Genomic DNA, 16,333 nt, shown 5'->3' on the forward strand with positions numbered 1-16,333 from the left:
TGCACTCAGGCAGGACGCGGCAACTGCCCGTCCTGCAAAAAGTCTTTTAAAAACCAGGTCAATGGCATGCTGCGGCTATTACGACGACTGAAAGCCACCTTGTCGGCCGAGCTTTGGCAGATCCAGTATTCACACTCCTGCGGCTCGGTTGATTGCAACACCAAAGGATCGTGCAGCGCCAGATTAACGCCCTCTTCGGCTCTGGCCGAAGTGTAGCGGATCATCTGCGCCTGCTGTTGCAGCAGCCAGGCCCCCATAGCCTGGGTATAGGCATAGTTCGACTTGTGAGTCAGTTGCTGCTGCACTTCCGGCCCCTGCAATAGCGTCAGGTCGGCACAATCGCGGGCATTGATATCCACAGAGTACAGCATATGCTCAGAGCGCAGCGGCTCCAGATAAGGCTCCAGCATGTCGGCCATAAAGACAAAACGATAGTAAGCAACTTCGGCCAAACAGGTCTGCCAGGATTCACTGGCATAAAAGAAGCTTTCCATTGTGATACTGCCAAAGCGCGAGCCATGGCGCAGCGGCGGATAACGAAACGGGGTCTTGAGCAGATAATGCAAGTGCTCTGTTCCACTTCGGTAAGGCGGTTTAACCTCATCGAGCAGAGACTCAAGCAGCATCTGTTCGTCAAAATCATCCACCAGGCTCAGGGTGGCGGCTTCTTCCTGGGACTCGACCAGGCGATAACCGCAGCCAAGGTAAGGGCGAGGGAAAAAGTCCTGCGGCTCTAACGCGCTAAAATCCATTTTCAGTTATTTGTCTCCTGTCACCGGCTATGGCTGTCAGACCTTGCCTCGCATCGCATCCAGATATTGGTTAACACTCACCAGGCCAACCACGGTTAGCAATAAAGTCTTGGGGGTCCCATTCAGCGCCTTGTTGGGGCTGTTGAGCCAGTGACGCATAAAGGCTTTTTCACCACCCGCTATGGCATACAACGAGCGATACAGGCGGATAAGCTGCAACTGCAGCTCCCCCTGCTTGGAATCGGGTTTAAACCCCTTGCCGCTGTTACGGCTCAAGGTGCTGGGATTAACACCTATGATACGGCTGGCCTCGGCCTGGGTAAGTTGTAACTCGCTGCAAGCATTGGAAAACGCCTTGAATAATACCTCGGCTGCATTGGCTTTCTCTAGGGTATTCATCTTTGCTGCTCCGCCATAAACCTGTCCATATATTAACCAAGATATACAGCAAACGCAATTTAACAGCCAAAAAAACATGCAAACGCAATCTTGTTGGCACCGAGAGGTGGTTCCCCACCAGCGTACTTTCAATTTATTTTTGATATAGCTTGCAGCAGAAACACTGTTGTAAAGCGCAACAGAGATCGTAGAATGCCAAAACAATTTCAGCCTCATTTGTCCGGAGCAGTGACATGACAGATCTGACATACCTTGCCAAAAAGCGCTATACCACCAAGGCTTTTGATCCCAACAAGAATATCCCCCAGGATAAAATTGAAGATCTGCAGAGTCTGCTGCAGTTCAGCCCCTCCTCGGTGAACTCCCAGCCATGGCACTTTGTACTGGCCGCGACAGATGAAGGCAAAGCCAAAATTGCCGAGTCTACCGCAGACTATGGCTTCAACACGCCAAAGATCCTCAACGCTTCCCACGTGGTAGTACTCTGTACCCGCAACAACATGGACGAAGCCCATCTGCTGCGTCTGCTTGAGCAAGAAGATGCCGATGGCCGCTTCGCCGACGAAAACGCCAAACAGGGCCAACACAACGGCCGCTCTTTCTTCACCAATATGCACAAGTTCGAACTTAAGGATCTGCAGCACTGGATGGAGAAACAAACCTATCTAGCGTTGGGTACTCTGCTGCTGGGCGCCAGCGTATTGGACATAGATGCAACCCCAATTGAAGGCTTCGATGCGACTAAGCTCAACCAGGTGTTGGGCCTCAGAGAGCAAGGCTTCACCGCCAGCGTAGTGGTCGCCCTTGGCTACCATGACGAGTCTGACTTCAACGCCAAGCTGCCCAAGTCTCGCCTGCCTCAAGAAGAGCTGTTTACCAAGATCTAACGAGGAACGAGTTTACATCATCCCTTTCAGAACCCGGCTCCACGCCGGGTTCCATTATTTTCACCTTGCACCCACGGACACCTGTGGCATAGTAGATTTTATCGTCAGTTCAGGATGAATGATTGCTACCATGCTGCTTGCCAAACCCGCGCTGGCCCAGCCAGAGACCACTGAGGTCAAGCCGACCCGACTCAAGGGCGATAACCCGCTTATCTGGCCGCTGCTCAGCTTGCTCAAACGCAGCAACCGCTCCTGGAAGGTGCATCACCTCGCCACCGAATTACAGCAACAGGGACTGATGCACGACTTGGATCCTTTGCCCGAGAAAGATCTGTTCAAACGTAACTTCCTGTTGATGAATGCCCTCTACGAACTGCAACACATGCTGTTGCCGGGCCAATGGCTGCAGGTACAGGCCATGGATATCATATTGCTGCGGATCCCACCGGCCAATGTGCTGCAACTGCAACAGGATGACTCAGCGCTTAGAGACTACTACCTCGACTGGAACAACTACGACACCTGCGTCAATGTTGTTCGTGAGATGCTGGAGTCCTTCTGGAACAGTTATCAGGATTATATTGGCGTGTGTCCCGGCCGTTTTGCCCAACGAGAGGCACTGCGGGTATTGGAGCTGGAAGCCGACGCCAGCGACAAGGAGATCCGTCGCCAGTGGCGTAAACTGGCGCTGAAGTGGCACCCGGACAGGCAAGGTGGTGATGCCGCCAAATTCAGACAGATCTGCGAAGCCTGGCAAGCCCTGCGAGGTTGAATAACCAGGCAAACCGTCAAAGCTTAGCCTCGCTCACAGAAATGGCCGCCAAAGGTGCCGACGCTTAAGTCATAATTAAGCCAGTCACACTAACCTGACAGCAAAGGGCGCTGCGCCCGGTCAATTCTGAGGAGATTATTTTGCTCAAGCCACTGGTTGCCGCAATGGCACTTACCCTGATCCCGCTGGCCGCCAACGCCGCCGACTTTATCGAAGGTAAACACTATACCCAGATAGCCAAGAAAGGCAGTGAAGAACCCAAACTCACCGAGTTCTTCTCTTTCTACTGTCATAACTGCTTCAGCATGGAAACCCAGTATCTGCCGGACATCAAGGCTGGTCTCAATAAAGAAGTCAGCTTTGACAACAAGCATGTCGACTTTATGAACAGCGATCTGGGCACTGAGGTGATGAAGTCTCTGGCCATCATGCAGGAGCTGGGCGCGACGGATAAACTGACTCACCCTATGTTTGCCGCTATTCAGGGCGAGGAAGGGGCCAATGGCCATGACCATTCTGCTCCTGGACACAAGCACACCTCTGCTATCAATAGCCGCGACGATATCAAGCAACTGTTTGCCGCCAACGGCGTCGATGTCAGCCAGTATGATGCCTTGGCCGACAGCAAGAAAATCAATGATGTCATCGCCCTGTGGCGTAAGCAGCAGAATGAATTTGCCATTCAGAGCGTGCCAAGCTTCGTGGTAAACGACAAATATATGGTTAACCTGGGAGAAATTCGCACCCTGGGCGAACTGACCGATCTGATCAATTTCCTGGCTACCGAAAAAGATGCCAAGCAAGATGAAGGCGGCAGCCTGGGTTGGTTGTTCCTGGCCTTTGCCGGTGTCGCCGCCGTCACCAGACGTCGCCGCTGAAATCAGACGGTATAGCGATAACGCGCGATATTCTCAAACACGTCAAAGGCCACCCAGAGGTGGCCTTTTTGCTATCTAGTGTCTATTAGGGAAGGTGCGAATAAGTCCTCGTGGCACTCTCTTTTGTAGAGAGTGGCTTGCACAACAATTGGCGTTCAAGGCATCTGACTGAAGGCATGCCGGGGCCTGTCGAAGTCGGATAACGCAGAGAGCCGGTTGCTGTGAAAGCCCCGAAGGGCGTGGCTTACAGGCCTGCCTGCTGTGTTGTGCCTCTTGCAAAGGGCTAAGGCCATTTGCTGCGAACCACGCCTTGCATCCAGGCTCGTAAGCCGACGCAGAGCACACATGGGACTTGTTCACACCTTCCTTAGCCTCTACACGGTTAACCACCGAGGATCCGCTTCCACCAAGGCAGAGGTTCACCGCAGTTGGGCGCCGGATGATAACTGTCGGCCAGCGCAGGTACCGCCACCACATTACGGCAATCGGCTTGTTTCGCCGCACCTGTATCCCGGTCGAAATAGCCCTGCACCACGCCGTTGACCGGCGGCAACCTCAGCCCCAGTGGCGGCCGCTCGGCGAGGAAGCGTTGATAAACCGTCATGGCACCACTGCTGCCATAGAACTGGGTCTTGCCGTTGTCATCGCGGCCAACCCAAACGGCGGCAACGTTACGCTCGTCAAACCCGGCAAACCAGGAGTCGCGGCGGTCGTTACTGGTGCCCGTCTTGCCCGCCAGCATCACGCCGGGGAAGGCCGCCCCCAGACGCGAAGCCGTGCCGGACTCCACCACCTTGGTCATGGCGTACTGCACCAGATAGTTGGCTGCAGGTGTTATCGCCTCATGGCGTGGCATACTGGCCACAGGCAGGGGCTGGTTGTTGCTGTCCAGCACGGCAGTCACCGCATTGAGCTGACGATAACGGCCACCGTCCGCCAGGGTCTGATATACCTGCGCCACCATCAAGGGAGAACCGTTCACGGCGCCGAGCAACATGGAAGGATAAGCCGATACAGCTTCATTCCAGCCGGCCTCTTTTAGCGTCGCGGCCACGGCCTCGACACCGACATTCATCCCCAAATTAACGGTCGGCACATTCATCGATTTCTTGAACGCCGTCAACAGTGGCACCTGGCCACGGAACTTGCGATCCACATTCTGTGGCGACCAGGTCTTGCCCTGCTCATTCTTGAGGGTAATGGCCTCATCTTTGAGGGGGCTGGCGAGATTGAACTTGCTGCCCTGAGCCAGCGCCGTGGCATAAACAAAGGGCTTGACCAGTGAACCTATGGGACGGCGAATTTCCACCGCCCGGTTGAAACCCTCGTAGCCCGGCACCTTGTCGCCCACCATGGCGGCGATCCCGGCGCTGTACTTGTCGGTCACCACCATGCCTACCTGCAACTCTTTATCTTTCTTGCCAAGTTCCTTCAGGGTTCGCTCAACGGCGTTTTCGGCGGCTTCCTGCGCCATGGGGTCCAAGGTGGTATAGACCTTGACACCGGACTGCTTCAGCAGCGCCGCACCGTAGCGATCCTTGAGTTCCTGTTTGACCACGGCAAAGAAGGCCGGCAGTTTCTGGTGCACAGGTTTGTCCGAGCGCCTTAATCCCAGCGGCGACTCCGCTGCCGCCTTGTATTGGTCGACAGAAATTTTGCTGCCTTCCATCAACAGCCTGAGCACCAGATCGCGCCGCTCCTGAGCCCTGTCAGGATAGCGCCAGGGGTTATAGTAGGATGGCCCCTTGATGGCGGCGACCAGGAAGGCTTGCTGCGCCAGGGTCAGCTCTCCTACGGGGCGGCCAAAATAGAATTGCGATGCCAGCCCCATGCCATGCACGGCTCTGGATTTGTCCTGTCCCATGTAGACCTCATTGAGATAGGCCTCGAGAATTTCATCCTTGCTGTAACGAAAATCGATAATCAGCGCCATCAAGGCCTCTCTGGCCTTACGGATCAAGGAGCGCTCACTGGAGAGGAAGAAGTTCTTCGCCAACTGCTGGGTCAGGGTCGAGCCGCCCTGTACCGTGCGACCGGCACTGATATTGACCAGCAGGGCACGGGCGATGGCAAAGGGGTTCACCCCGTGGTGCTCATAGAAGCTGCGGTCTTCCACCAGAATAAGCGCTTCGACTATGTTTTCGGGGATCTGTTCGGTTGGTACAAATAGCCTGTCCTCACCATCGCCGGCGATGATCCTGTCCAGCAGTACAGGTTCGAGATGAAACACCGCCAGTTGGCGTTTGTCGCTCATACGCGCCACCGAAGTGACGCCGTTGGAGTCGAAACTTATCATCACCCGCTGCTCTGCCTGGCTTCCCTCAGGATGCAGGAAGGGGCGGCGCCACAGCTCGATTCGGGTACTGGAGGCTGAAAATTCCCCCACCTGGCGCGGATTGGCCACCTTGCGATAGCCCAGCAGTTTAAGTTCGGCCATCAGCTGGGCGTGGCTCACCGCCGCCCCGGGATAGAGCGCCATGGAGCGACTGAACACCTGCGCCGGCAGGTGCCACTTCTGCCCTTCGAACTTACGGGCGATGATCTGATCCAGGTAGATACAATAGATAGTCAACGCCGCTACCAGAATAAGGGCCAGCTTCCAGGTTATCGACCATAACCTGCGCCACAGACCGGGGCTTTGCCGCTCCGGCTTGCTCTTGCTGCTGGTTTTTCTGGTACTTTTTTTCGTGGTACTTTTCTTGGTGGTCATGCTTATCCCAAAATTTACTGCTGGATATTCAAGGTCTTTTTCTTGGTGAATTTAGTCGGCAAAGTATTGGCCGGATCGTCGGGCCACAGGTGTTTAGGGTAGCGCCCACGCATCTCTTTTTTCACTTCGACATAGGGCCCTTGCCAAAAACTGGCCAGATCGGCCGTCAGCGCCAAAGGGCGCTGCGCCGGAGACAAGAGTTCCATGGTTACGGTCAACTCCCCTTGCAGCAGCCGCGGGCTTTCGGCCATGCCCAGCGCTTCCTGCAGACGCACACTCAGCAGCGCCCTGCCGCCGGCATCATAGCGGATCGGTGCCCGGGTGCCCGTGGCCATTTTCCAATGACTCGGCAGCCATTCATTCAGTGTCTGCTGCGCCTGCCACTCGAGGCGATTGAGCAGCAGCTGCTTGATATCCAATGCCATTAATCCCTTTAGCTGCTTGATATCGCTCAAAAACGGCTCCAACCACTCCTCGAGAGAATCCAGCAGCGCCGGATCGCTGCTGTCAGGAAATAGGCTAGGGTCTTTGGATCTTGCCAGTGCCAGCCTGAACTGGAGCTGCCTGACATCCTCATCCATATTGAGCAGCGCCAAGCCTTTACTGCGCAGCAGCGCCATAATCGCCTGAGCCCTCAGCTTGGGATCCGCCTCTTTCTCGGCCTCCCGCTTGAGCACTATCTCCCCCAGACGCAGTTGGCGCTCGGCAAAGAAACGTCCCCTGGACTCATCCCAGCCCGCCTGCTGTTGCCAGGTACAGAGAAAGGCCAGCTCATTTTCCAGCAACCCCGCCGGTAATTCGGCCGCCAGGTAGATACGGCCGGCGCTGCGGCCCTCGGTTTCCTGATAGTCGGCCACCACCAGAAACTCGCAGCCGCTGAGGCTGTCACCGGCATCGAGCACCACGCCGCTGCCATTGGCCAACTGGTAACCCTCGACGCCTCTTGCCTTGGCTATCCTGTCAGGAAATGCCAGCGCCAACAACAGGGCGCAATCGGCACGATTCGCCAATTTCAGAAAATCCGCCGCCTTGCCGTTAAGCCCTAAGCGTCTGAGCCAGTTGCCGACTTGTCTGGCTTCAAGGCCTTGAGTGGCCTGAGAAAGTTTATCCATGATATCGGCGCCGTTGCCCGCAAGGCTTCTGGCCTCCAATAAGGCAGCCAGCAGACACGCCAGACCGGCGAGCTCAGGTTCGCCGCGCCCCTGCCCCAAACTTTGCGCCCGGAGCAGCATGTGCGCCAGCCGTGGCTGTGCCCCCAGTGCATAGGCCGCGCGGCCATGGGCGGTAAGCTTACGTTGCGGGTCTACCAATTGCAGCGACTGTAACAGCTGCCAGGCCACCGCCTCATTGGCTCTGGCCGGTGGCGTCAGTAAAGGCAAGTCACTGAGGCTGCGCACACCCCAGCAGGCCGCATCCAGGGCCATGGAGAGCAAGTCGGCATGCAAGATTTCCGGTTCATCCGCCTGCGGCAAGCGGCCGTGCTCCTCCTGGCCCCAAAGCCTTAAGCAGAAACCCGCACTGGTGCGCCCAGCCCGCCCGGCTCTTTGAGTGGCCGATGCCTGGCTGATACGCTTGAGTCCCAAACGGGTCACGCCGCTGCGGGGGTTGAAACTGGCCTGGCGCTTGTAACCACTGTCCACCACCAGAGTAATCCCCTCTATGGTCAAACTGGATTCCGCCAGGTTGGTGGACAGCACCAGCTTACGCTCACCGGCATTGGCTGGGGCAATCGCCGCATCCTGCTCTTTGGCACTCAGTGAACCATAAAGAGGACAAATGCGCACATTGGCCGCAACTCGGGATTGCAGATAGTGCTTGAGGCGCTGAATTTCCCCCTGTCCCGGCAGGAAGGCGAGTATCGAGCCCTGTTGCTGCGCTTCGCTAACCCCCAAAGCACTGGCCTGCTGAGGGTCTAGCAGCGCCAGCAACTGCCGCCCCATATGTTCAAGCCAAGGTGCCATGCCAGAGCCGGAACCCGAACCGCTGCGCCTCTGCGCCGAAGCAGCGCTGTAGGCGATAGTCACAGGGTAGCTGCGGCCCTCACTGGCAAGCAGCTTGGCATCCGGCATCAAGGTTTGTAAGGGTAAGCCTTCGAGCGTTGCCGACATGGCCAGCAAGTGCAAATCGTCCCGCAATGAGGCCTGCACTTCCAGTGCCAACGCCAGACCGAGATCTGTGCTCAGATGGCGCTCATGGATCTCATCGAAAATGATCATGGCAACGCCCTTGAGCTCAGGGTCCTGCTGGATCATGCGGGTCAGTACCCCCTCGGTGATGATCTCGAGTCGGGTATTGCCGCTGACCTGACTCTCACCGCGAACCCTGAACCCCACCTCTTGCCCCAGTGCCTGTCCTCTTTGGCGCGCCAAAAAGCCGGCGATGGCCCGCGCCGCTACCCGTCTGGGCTCCAGCATGAGGATCTTGCCGTCGATTTCCGGCCAGTCGAGCAGTGCCAAGGGCAGCGCGGTGGATTTACCGGCTCCGGTAGGCGCTTCGAGGATAACTTGCCGACAAGTGGCCAAGGTTTGGCGCAGTTGAGGCAACAGGGATTGAATGGGTAAGTCGTTCAAGATTCAGGGCATGGCTTACAAAAACAGGCGCTCAGTGTAACCAGTTTCAGCCGCCGTGGCTAACAGGAAGGCCCTGAGCATGTCCTGTAAACTACACCAGGTATCCTGATGCCAGTCTGTACCGGCCTGTATGAATCAATAAGCATTGGCACAACTGCGGTTGGACTCACTCAACTCAAGTAAGGGCCTGGGCTTGCCTATGGCGTAGCCCTGAGCATAATCCACCCCCAGCTCCTGCAGTTTCGCCACTATGGCCTCGGTTTCCACAAACTCGGCAATAGTTTGAAACGCCATCTGCCTTCCCAACTGGCACATGGCGGCAATAATCGCCTGATCCGCCTTGTCTTCACAGAGATTGAGCACAAACTGGCCGTCAATCTTCACATAATCCACCGCCAACTGTTTAAGGTAAGCAAAAGAGGAAAAGCCGGCGCCAAAGTCATCCATCGCCAGCTTACAACCCAGGGGTTTAAGCAACTCAATCAACCTGTGGGCCTGCTCGAGCTGGCTGAGAACCGAAGTTTCGGTGATTTCGATACACAGCTTATCGACCAATTCGGGTTCGGCCAGCAGGCGCATCTCAAGCCAGTCCATAAACTCCTCATCCTCGAGCGAGGACGCCGAAAGGTTCAGCGACACCAAAGACAGGGATTGCCACAACTCAAGATGCCGATTGCCCCAAAGCAGCAGATGATCTATCACCCAGCGATCCACTCTGGACGCCAGGTTATAACGCTCGGCCGCCGGCAGAAATATCGCCGGAGACAACATCTCTCCCTCCTCCTGATACATACGCAGCAAGATCTCCAGATGCATGCCGCTATCTGTAGCCTCCAGCGGGCGGATCTCCTGGAAATAAAGCTCAAATCTGTCATTGGCCAGGGCTCCAAGGACATCGACCGAGGCGGTCATTTCGCTGTAGAGCCGCTTGAGGCGGGGATCGCTGCTGTCGTAGAGTAACCAGCCGTTGCGCCCCTGCTCCTTGGCCAGTCGGCAGGCGGCATCGGCCTGGCCCATGACGGTATAGATGTCCTGGGCTGCCGGATCCAACTGGGCTATGCCTATGCTGGCCGAGACCCCGTGTTTGCGGTTTTCCCAGTTGAATTCGTGATTGAACAGCTGCTGACAGATACGCTCAGCGATATGTTTAGCCGACTCTGGGTTGCAAAAATGCATCAGGATCCCGAACTCATCGCCGCCGAGCCTGGCCACCACATCCCCCTTGCGCACCAGCTGCTTGAGCCGCTGCGCCACCTGACACAAGAGCCTGTCACCCGCGATATGACCGCTGACATTGTTGATCACCCGAAACTGGTCCAGATCCACAAAGGCAATACACACAGGCGGCGCCTGTTCCTCGCCGAGCACTTTGGCCAGCAGGGCTTCGAAATGCACCCGGTTGGGCAGGCCGGTCAGCGCATCATAATTGGCGTGAAATGACAGCTCGCTGGCCAATCTGTGGCGTTCACTGACATCTTCGGCCATCAGCACCAGGGTACGCTTATCAGCCTTACTGCGGCTGAAACTGAGTTTTTGCCAGCAGAGCTCCTGTCCATGCAGAAAACCAACCTCACACCAGGCCTGATTCAATACCCCATCGCGTACCACGGCCAGGGTATCGAGCAAAATCCCCTTGTCATCCTCACGCACCAACGCCAGCAGATCCTTGCTGTCACCGGCCACCAGTGTCTGCTTGGCTATCCGGTTCATCATGGTCAGTTGGTTGCTGCTGTCCAACTGCCCGCAAGCCAGGGGTAACTGTTGGAACAGCTCCTGATACTTGCGCTCACTGGCCAGCAGCGCCAAGGCGATGCGGGTCAGCTCCATTGCCGAACCTATCATGGCGGCCGCATGGCTGAGTTCATTGATAAAGTCTTCCTGCCAGCGCTTTTCGCCGCCGCATTGCAGGGCGCCAACGGCGATATGGGTATCCCCCAGATGCAGTGGCGGCAGCACCAACAGGCTGCGCACCTGCCACTGGCGTAAGAAACGTTTCTCTTCCTGAGCTTCCTTGGGAAGCTCTTCAATACTGTCCAAGGTCAAGAGTTTGGGGTGGCGTAACAGATTGCGAAAAAAAGGCATGTTCCCCAGCCCCCACTCCCGGGAAGCTTGCTGAGTCTTGAATTGGGGTTTGAGGTAGAGATTGCGGGTCTTGAGTCGCCCCGGTGTCTTACCGGCCGCCAGTACAAACACCCCGTCACAATCCAGTTGTCGGGTGATGATCTCCAGGGCGCGATCAACATTCTGCTCCAGGGTGATCAGCGGAGAATCGCTGAAGACATCCACCAGAGCATGTTGTAATTGATTGGCAAGACTCGCGGGCATAATGGGGTCATTTCCTTACGACTGTTTTTTGATCCGAAGAATCCATCCGATACCATTGCTTTTCATTCTCACCGAGTGAATCGACTCCTGTGTACAATGGTACAAGTCACAGTATAGGCCAAGGTCTTAACCGGGAACGAAAAATGAGCTCAATTACGCCTAAAAGGCTATTTCTGGGATTCACGCCAACCACGGCAGAAAGAGCGAGCTTACTGACGTTGCAGCAAGCATGTGAACAAGCTGATGAACCGTCAGCCCACGGTCTCAAGAAAGTGACTGAGGCCAATCTGCACCTTACCCTGGCGTTTCTCGGCCAGGTGACGACAGAACAGCATGGGAATTTACTCGCTGCCATTCCCGGCTTGCCCTTGAAACGCTTTCGGGTGCGGCTCGAGCATCTCTGCTTCTGGCCCGGGCCGAAAATACTCTGCCTGGCCGGCACAGCCGAGGATCCGGCGTTAATGGCGCTTGCCGGGGCGGCGCAACAACTGGCGACAAACCTTGGGCTGCATAGCAGCGAATATGATTACCGTCCCCATATCACCTTGATGCGAAGGGCTGGCAACCTACCGAAACTCGAACATATTCCAACGCTCGATTTAACGCCAAGCGAGCTGCAACTCTACGAGTCTTTGAGTACTCCAACCGGCGTCGAGTACCGGATATTGGCCAGTTGGCCGTTAAGCGACTGAATCACTTAAGCGCCTTGTGCATCACCACGCAGTCGAGCACTATGCCTCTTGGGGAGTGATATTGGCTTATCCCCTCACCGCAAAAGCCACAGCTACGATAGAAGTCGGCGGCATTGAGGGTAGACTCCAGCGTCAGCGCAGTCACGCCTCTTTCACGCGCCAAAGACTCGAGATGAGCGAGCAAGTCACGCCCGAGCCCTTGGCCCATGGCTTGTGGATGCACGAACAGGGCTTCAATTCGGTCGTTATCCAGCATGCCGGTCGCCAGTATTTTTCCCTGATGTTCGATTAGATAAAAGTCTCTCTCCACCATGGTGATAAAGACAGAGGGCATCTCGCCTTGGGTCCAAATTCTGAGCTCTGCCTTTGTGTAAAACCCCTGGCAACCGGCCTGAATAGCCAGATTACGGATATCCCAGGCAGTTTGTGCGTCTTCCTTTCTTGCCTTGCGTAACTTCATCCTGCACTTCCCTTTGTTGAAAAATAGCGATACACCGGCATTAAAAAGCCGCCCAGTGGGCGGCTTGGTTTGGGCGTTAATTCCCTATGACTCAGTCCGCCAGCAGTTCGGCTATGGTCAACATACCATGAGTCGTGGCACCTGCAGCCCAAAGGGCCGAAGCGTTGTCTTCAAATGCGGCGGCCAGATCGATATGCAGCCAATCCACACCTTCATTGACAAAACGCCACAGGAAACCGGCAGCATTGGAAGCGCCACCGGCGCCGCCACCTTTTACCGGGCGGCTGTTGGCGGTATCGGCATAGGCAGAAGGGCACATCTCTTTATGCCAAGGCTCCAGCGGCAAAGGCCAAACATTTTCAGCCACTAGAGCCGCCTTTTGCTGCGTCAACGCCAGCAGTGACTGGCTGGGGGAGAAGATGGCGTTATAGTTGCGGCCAACGGCCATCACAGCGGCGCCGGTCAGGGTGGCGGCATCGATAACCCGAGTCGCACCGCTGGCGCAGGCGGCCTGCAGACCATCGGCCAGCACCAAGCGTCCCTCGGCATCGGTATTGACCACTTCAACCGTGGTGCCGTTCTTGTAGGTCAGTATGTCTCCCAGCTTATAGGCACGACCACTTATGAGGTTCTCGGCGCAGCAGAGGTAGAGTTTGACCCGCTTGTCGAGACCGTTCTGAATCGCCAGTCCCAGCGCCGCAGTAACAGTTGCCGCGCCGCCCATATCCGCCTTCATGCCCAGCATGCCTTCGGAAGCCTTGATGCTGTAACCGCCTGAGTCAAAGGTGATCCCCTTACCTACCAGCGCGACGGACACGGGAGCATCTTCACCCAGAGGGTTGAAGTCCAGTTCCAGCAACGCTGGTGGCCTTTCGCTGCCGCGGCCAACTGCATGAATGCCTATCCACTGTTCCTGTAACAAGGCTTCCCCCTCAACTATCCGGTAGCTGACCTTGTCACCGCCAAGTTCGGCCAGCCAATTGGCCGCCTGCTGCGCCAGTTTCAGTGGTGGTAGGTTTTCCGGGGTTTCATTGATAAGACTGCGGGCAAACGATGCGCTGTAAGCCCTGCTGGTCAGCGCGCCCTTGAGTGCCTCATCACCGGCCCACTGGATCTCATGGCCGCCTTTGGCAGTGACAAAGCCCTGGGCAAAGGCCCACTGACTGTTGAGGTCCCAACCCTCTCCCATCAAAGAAACCTGATTGATCCCCTGGTTACGCAGCTTGCGGGCGGCCATCTGGATTTGTCGTAGGGCATCGTTTCCCTGCAGGTGGATCTGAGCCTGCTCAGCATTGTAGGTTACATCGGCCTTGCCCCAATGGGCCGCAGGGGCCTCATGGGTAAGCACTATCTTCATGGATTGACTCATTTCGATTCCTTCTTCTTTATGCAGTGAGCGCCTTCGCGCCACAATTGTTCCCAGTGTACTGCATTCCAGCCCGGCACTTGAAGCCCCGCGTCGAATGAGAATTGTTGCCAACTGTAAAGCCTGCTAGGCTTTGGGGTTTTCAACAACTTCAGGGAGATGGGGATGAAGTTTATCCCACCACTGCAATCCGGCATTTTGATCCAAAGGTATAAACGCTTTTTGGCCGATATCAGGCTGGATGACGGCACTGAGATTACCCTGCACTGCCCCAATACGGGTTCAATGAAGAACTGCCAGTTCCCCGGCGAGCGGGTTTGGTTCTCCTTTTCTGACAATCCCAAGCGTAAATACGCCCACACCTGGGAGCTGATGCAAACCCCTGAAGGCGACCTGATCGGTATCAACACAGGGCGAGCCAACGCTCTGGTAGAGGAAGGGATCCAAACGGGTGTCATCAGGGAACTGCAGGGGTACCAAAACCTCAAGCGGGAAGTGAAGTACGGTGATGAAAACAGCCGTATCGATATCTTTCTCAGCGAAGGGGCAGAGGCTGATTGCTATATCGAAGTGAAGAACACCACACTCTTGGAAGAGGGTCATGGTTACTTTCCCGATGCTGTCACCAGCCGTGGTCAAAAACACTTGCGGGAACTGATGTCAGTGGTCAAAAGTGGCCAACGTGGGGTATTGGTGTTTTTAGTGCAACATACCGGCATAAAAACCGTATCAGCGGCCCACCATATAGATTCAAAATATGCCGACTTATTGAACGAAGCCATAGATGCCGGGGTCGAAGTACTGGCCTATGCCACAAGCCTTTCACCTGAAGGCTTCAGGGTGGAATCAAGGCTCGAATTTGTTCGTCAGACAAGCCCCAAAAAGTGATAAAAAGTTGATTTAATCGGGTTTAGCAGACATATTCAAATAATTAGCAATAAGTAAATCGAAATATTTGCCTAGGTAGAGAGATTCTGATATAGATAGCGGCCGTTCATAAGAATGCCCTACGACGCAAATGGAAACAGGAGATGCGTTATGCCTGAAGGCACTAAAAAACTTGGTGTACTCGCTATCGCTGGTGTAGACCCTTACCAGGAAAAACCCGGTGAGGAGTACATGAACTCACAACAACTGAGCCACTTCAAGACCATTCTTGAAGCATGGAGGAATCAGTTGCGTCAAGAGGTGGATCGCACTCTTACCCATATGCAGGATGAAGCTGCAAACTTCCCGGATCCGGTTGACCGTGCCGCCCAGGAAGAAGAGTTCAGCCTCGAACTGCGCGCCCGCGACCGCGAACGTAAGCTGATCAAGAAGATCGAAAAGACACTGCAGAAAATTGAAGAAGATGACTTCGGTTTCTGCGAATCCTGCGGCGTCGAAATCGGCATCCGTCGTCTGGAAGCCAGACCGACAGCCGATCTGTGTATCGACTGCAAAACGCTGGCAGAGATCAAAGAAAAACAGATGGCGGGTTAATCTAATCTGCCGCAGCGCGGGGCCAAGTGTTACACTGGCCCCGCGTTTTTTTGTCACTCAGCCCTTGATGAACAACACTTCCTACATAGGCCGTTTCGCCCCCTCGCCTTCAGGCTCTTTGCATTTCGGCTCTCTTGTTGCCGCCCTCGGCAGTTATCTACGCGCCCGCTCAAAGCAAGGGCAGTGGTTGCTGCGAATAGAAGATATCGACCCTCCAAGAGAAGTCAGCGGCGCCGCCGATGACATAATGCGCACCCTGGAAGCCTTCGGCTTGCACTGGGATGGCGAAGTGCTGTACCAGAGCCGCCGTCTGCAAGACTATCAGCAACATATTGATGCCTTACTGGAATCCAATCAGGCCTACTATTGTCAGTGCACCCGCAAACAGATCCAGCAAAGAGGTGGTGTTTACGACGGCCGCTGCCGGGAGTTGCAACTCAAGCAAGGTGCCATTCGCATTCACAACCAATTGGCGGTTGCCCGGTTTATCGATGGCCATCTGGGTAAAGTCTGTGTCGACCCGGCCTTCGCCGCAGAAGACTTTATTATCAAGCGCAGCGATGGCCTGTACGCCTATCAACTGGCGGTGGTGCTGGACGACGCCTTTCAAGGCATCACTGAGATAGTCCGCGGCGCCGATCTCTTGGAGGCCAGTTGCCGACAGATAAGCCTGTTTCGCCAATTCGGGTTTCAGGAACCAAGCTTTTTTCATCTGCCACTTGCCAGCACCCAGGCAGGGCTCAAGCTCTCCAAGCAAAACCATGCCACGCCGGTGGATAAACGCCATCCACAACCGGCGCTGCTGGCGGCACTCGAGTTTCTCGGCCAGGCGGCTGTCACGCCCCAAGCCGATGTGACTCAGATGTTGGCCCAGGCGGTGGCTCAGTTTGATCCAGACAGCATTCCCAAGCAGACAGAGATCCTCATCGGCCGCTGATATACTCATCGCCTGCTATTTGGTATATCATAGCCGCCAGTTTTTAACCCTTATTTTGCGTTAACGTTCCGAGGTGTCCCATTTTTCGCCGTATCAGTCAGTT

General features: G+C 55.6%; 14 protein-coding genes. 7 read left to right on the forward strand and 7 right to left on the reverse strand.

Annotation, left to right across the window (positions count from 1 at the left end; translation table 11 throughout):
* Nucleotides 1–5: 5 nt before the first annotated feature.
* Both N512_RS0109375 and N512_RS0109380 read right to left on the reverse strand, forming a co-directional pair.
* On the reverse strand, nucleotides 6–752 hold the full coding sequence (locus tag N512_RS0109375; protein WP_028780150.1) for an RES family NAD+ phosphorylase: 747 nt from the start codon (nucleotides 750–752) through the stop codon (nucleotides 6–8).
* 36 nt (nucleotides 753–788) lie between these two features.
* Nucleotides 789–1,151, reverse strand: a complete 363-nt coding sequence (locus tag N512_RS0109380; protein ID WP_028780151.1) for an MbcA/ParS/Xre antitoxin family protein — start codon at nucleotides 1,149–1,151, stop codon at nucleotides 789–791.
* Between the two features lie 233 nt (nucleotides 1,152–1,384).
* Between N512_RS0109380 and N512_RS0109385 the strand changes: the two genes are divergently transcribed.
* From N512_RS0109385 to N512_RS0109395, 3 genes are all read left to right on the forward strand, one after another.
* Nucleotides 1,385–2,038: an oxygen-insensitive NAD(P)H-dependent nitroreductase NfsB gene (locus tag N512_RS0109385; RefSeq protein WP_028780152.1), complete on the forward strand. Its 654-nt coding sequence runs from the start codon at nucleotides 1,385–1,387 to the stop codon at nucleotides 2,036–2,038.
* A gap of 130 nt (nucleotides 2,039–2,168) precedes the next feature.
* Complete coding sequence (locus N512_RS0109390) at nucleotides 2,169–2,810, forward strand: DNA-J related domain-containing protein (RefSeq protein ID WP_028780153.1); 642 nt, start codon at nucleotides 2,169–2,171, stop codon at nucleotides 2,808–2,810.
* Between the two features lie 140 nt (nucleotides 2,811–2,950).
* Nucleotides 2,951–3,688, forward strand: a complete 738-nt coding sequence (locus N512_RS0109395; protein WP_028780154.1) for a DsbA family protein — start codon at nucleotides 2,951–2,953, stop codon at nucleotides 3,686–3,688.
* A 382-nt stretch (nucleotides 3,689–4,070) separates the two neighbouring features.
* On the opposite strand, the gene mrcB is transcribed toward N512_RS0109395, so the two are convergent.
* The 3 genes from mrcB to N512_RS0109410 all read right to left on the reverse strand — a co-directional run bounded on the left by mrcB (nucleotide 4,071) and on the right by N512_RS0109410 (nucleotide 11,293).
* Entirely contained in the window at nucleotides 4,071–6,398 is a 2,328-nt protein-coding gene (mrcB, locus tag N512_RS0109400) for a penicillin-binding protein 1B (protein ID WP_028780155.1), read from the reverse strand.
* Nucleotides 6,399–6,412: 14 nt separating this feature from the next.
* The gene (gene hrpB / locus N512_RS0109405; protein WP_028780156.1) at nucleotides 6,413–8,968 is read right to left on the reverse strand and encodes an ATP-dependent helicase HrpB; all 2,556 of its coding nucleotides are present in this window, start codon (nucleotides 8,966–8,968) and stop codon (nucleotides 6,413–6,415) included.
* Between the two features lie 135 nt (nucleotides 8,969–9,103).
* A complete protein-coding gene (locus N512_RS0109410; RefSeq protein WP_028780157.1) occupies nucleotides 9,104–11,293 on the reverse strand; it encodes a putative bifunctional diguanylate cyclase/phosphodiesterase in 2,190 nt (729 codons plus the stop codon).
* A 143-nt stretch (nucleotides 11,294–11,436) separates the two neighbouring features.
* Between N512_RS0109410 and thpR the strand changes: the two genes are divergently transcribed.
* The gene (thpR, locus tag N512_RS0109415; protein WP_028780158.1) at nucleotides 11,437–11,985 is read left to right on the forward strand and encodes an RNA 2',3'-cyclic phosphodiesterase; all 549 of its coding nucleotides are present in this window, start codon (nucleotides 11,437–11,439) and stop codon (nucleotides 11,983–11,985) included.
* Between the two features lies 1 nt (nucleotide 11,986).
* Here thpR and N512_RS0109420 read toward each other — a convergent pair whose 3' ends face one another.
* Complete coding sequence (locus N512_RS0109420) at nucleotides 11,987–12,445, reverse strand: GNAT family N-acetyltransferase (RefSeq protein ID WP_028780159.1); 459 nt, start codon at nucleotides 12,443–12,445, stop codon at nucleotides 11,987–11,989.
* A 91-nt stretch (nucleotides 12,446–12,536) separates the two neighbouring features.
* Nucleotides 12,537–13,814 (reverse strand): aminopeptidase PepB, encoded by a 1,278-nt coding sequence (gene pepB / locus N512_RS0109425; protein WP_028780160.1) that lies wholly within the window; start codon nucleotides 13,812–13,814, stop codon nucleotides 12,537–12,539.
* Between the two features lie 162 nt (nucleotides 13,815–13,976).
* Here pepB and sfsA point away from each other — a divergent pair, with 162 nt between their 5' ends.
* The 3 genes from sfsA (at nucleotide 13,977) to gluQRS (ending at nucleotide 16,230) form a co-directional block, all read left to right on the forward strand.
* Nucleotides 13,977–14,699: a DNA/RNA nuclease SfsA gene (sfsA, locus tag N512_RS0109430; protein ID WP_028780161.1), complete on the forward strand. Its 723-nt coding sequence runs from the start codon at nucleotides 13,977–13,979 to the stop codon at nucleotides 14,697–14,699.
* A gap of 150 nt (nucleotides 14,700–14,849) precedes the next feature.
* Nucleotides 14,850–15,293: an RNA polymerase-binding protein DksA gene (dksA, locus tag N512_RS0109435; protein WP_025010051.1), complete on the forward strand. Its 444-nt coding sequence runs from the start codon at nucleotides 14,850–14,852 to the stop codon at nucleotides 15,291–15,293.
* A 67-nt stretch (nucleotides 15,294–15,360) separates the two neighbouring features.
* A complete protein-coding gene (gluQRS, locus tag N512_RS0109440) occupies nucleotides 15,361–16,230 on the forward strand; it encodes a tRNA glutamyl-Q(34) synthetase GluQRS (protein WP_028780162.1) in 870 nt (289 codons plus the stop codon).
* Nucleotides 16,231–16,333: the final 103 nt, after the last annotated feature.

The sequence above is a fragment of the Shewanella sp. 38A_GOM-205m genome (assembly GCF_000518445.1).
GTDB lineage: Bacteria > Pseudomonadota > Gammaproteobacteria > Enterobacterales > Shewanellaceae > Shewanella > Shewanella algae.

What these genes read in the sequence shown, in the direction of transcription:
- pepB (WP_028780160.1), bottom strand. Translation starts at nt 13,814, where the DNA reads ATGAGTCAATCCATGAAGATAGTGCTTACCCATGAGGCCCCTGCGGCC.
- N512_RS0109385 (WP_028780152.1), top strand. Translation starts at nt 1,385, where the DNA reads ATGACAGATCTGACATACCTTGCCAAAAAGCGCTATACCACCAAGGCT.
- N512_RS0109380 (WP_028780151.1), bottom strand. Translation starts at nt 1,151, where the DNA reads ATGAATACCCTAGAGAAAGCCAATGCAGCCGAGGTATTATTCAAGGCG.
- N512_RS0109390 (WP_028780153.1), top strand. Translation starts at nt 2,169, where the DNA reads ATGCTGCTTGCCAAACCCGCGCTGGCCCAGCCAGAGACCACTGAGGTC.
- thpR (WP_028780158.1), top strand. Translation starts at nt 11,437, where the DNA reads ATGAGCTCAATTACGCCTAAAAGGCTATTTCTGGGATTCACGCCAACC.
- gluQRS (WP_028780162.1), top strand. Translation starts at nt 15,361, where the DNA reads ATGAACAACACTTCCTACATAGGCCGTTTCGCCCCCTCGCCTTCAGGC.
- N512_RS0109375 (WP_028780150.1), bottom strand. Translation starts at nt 752, where the DNA reads ATGGATTTTAGCGCGTTAGAGCCGCAGGACTTTTTCCCTCGCCCTTAC.
- N512_RS0109410 (WP_028780157.1), bottom strand. Translation starts at nt 11,293, where the DNA reads ATGCCCGCGAGTCTTGCCAATCAATTACAACATGCTCTGGTGGATGTC.
- sfsA (WP_028780161.1), top strand. Translation starts at nt 13,977, where the DNA reads ATGAAGTTTATCCCACCACTGCAATCCGGCATTTTGATCCAAAGGTAT.
- N512_RS0109420 (WP_028780159.1), bottom strand. Translation starts at nt 12,445, where the DNA reads ATGAAGTTACGCAAGGCAAGAAAGGAAGACGCACAAACTGCCTGGGAT.
- dksA (WP_025010051.1), top strand. Translation starts at nt 14,850, where the DNA reads ATGCCTGAAGGCACTAAAAAACTTGGTGTACTCGCTATCGCTGGTGTA.
- mrcB (WP_028780155.1), bottom strand. Translation starts at nt 6,398, where the DNA reads ATGACCACCAAGAAAAGTACCACGAAAAAAAGTACCAGAAAAACCAGC.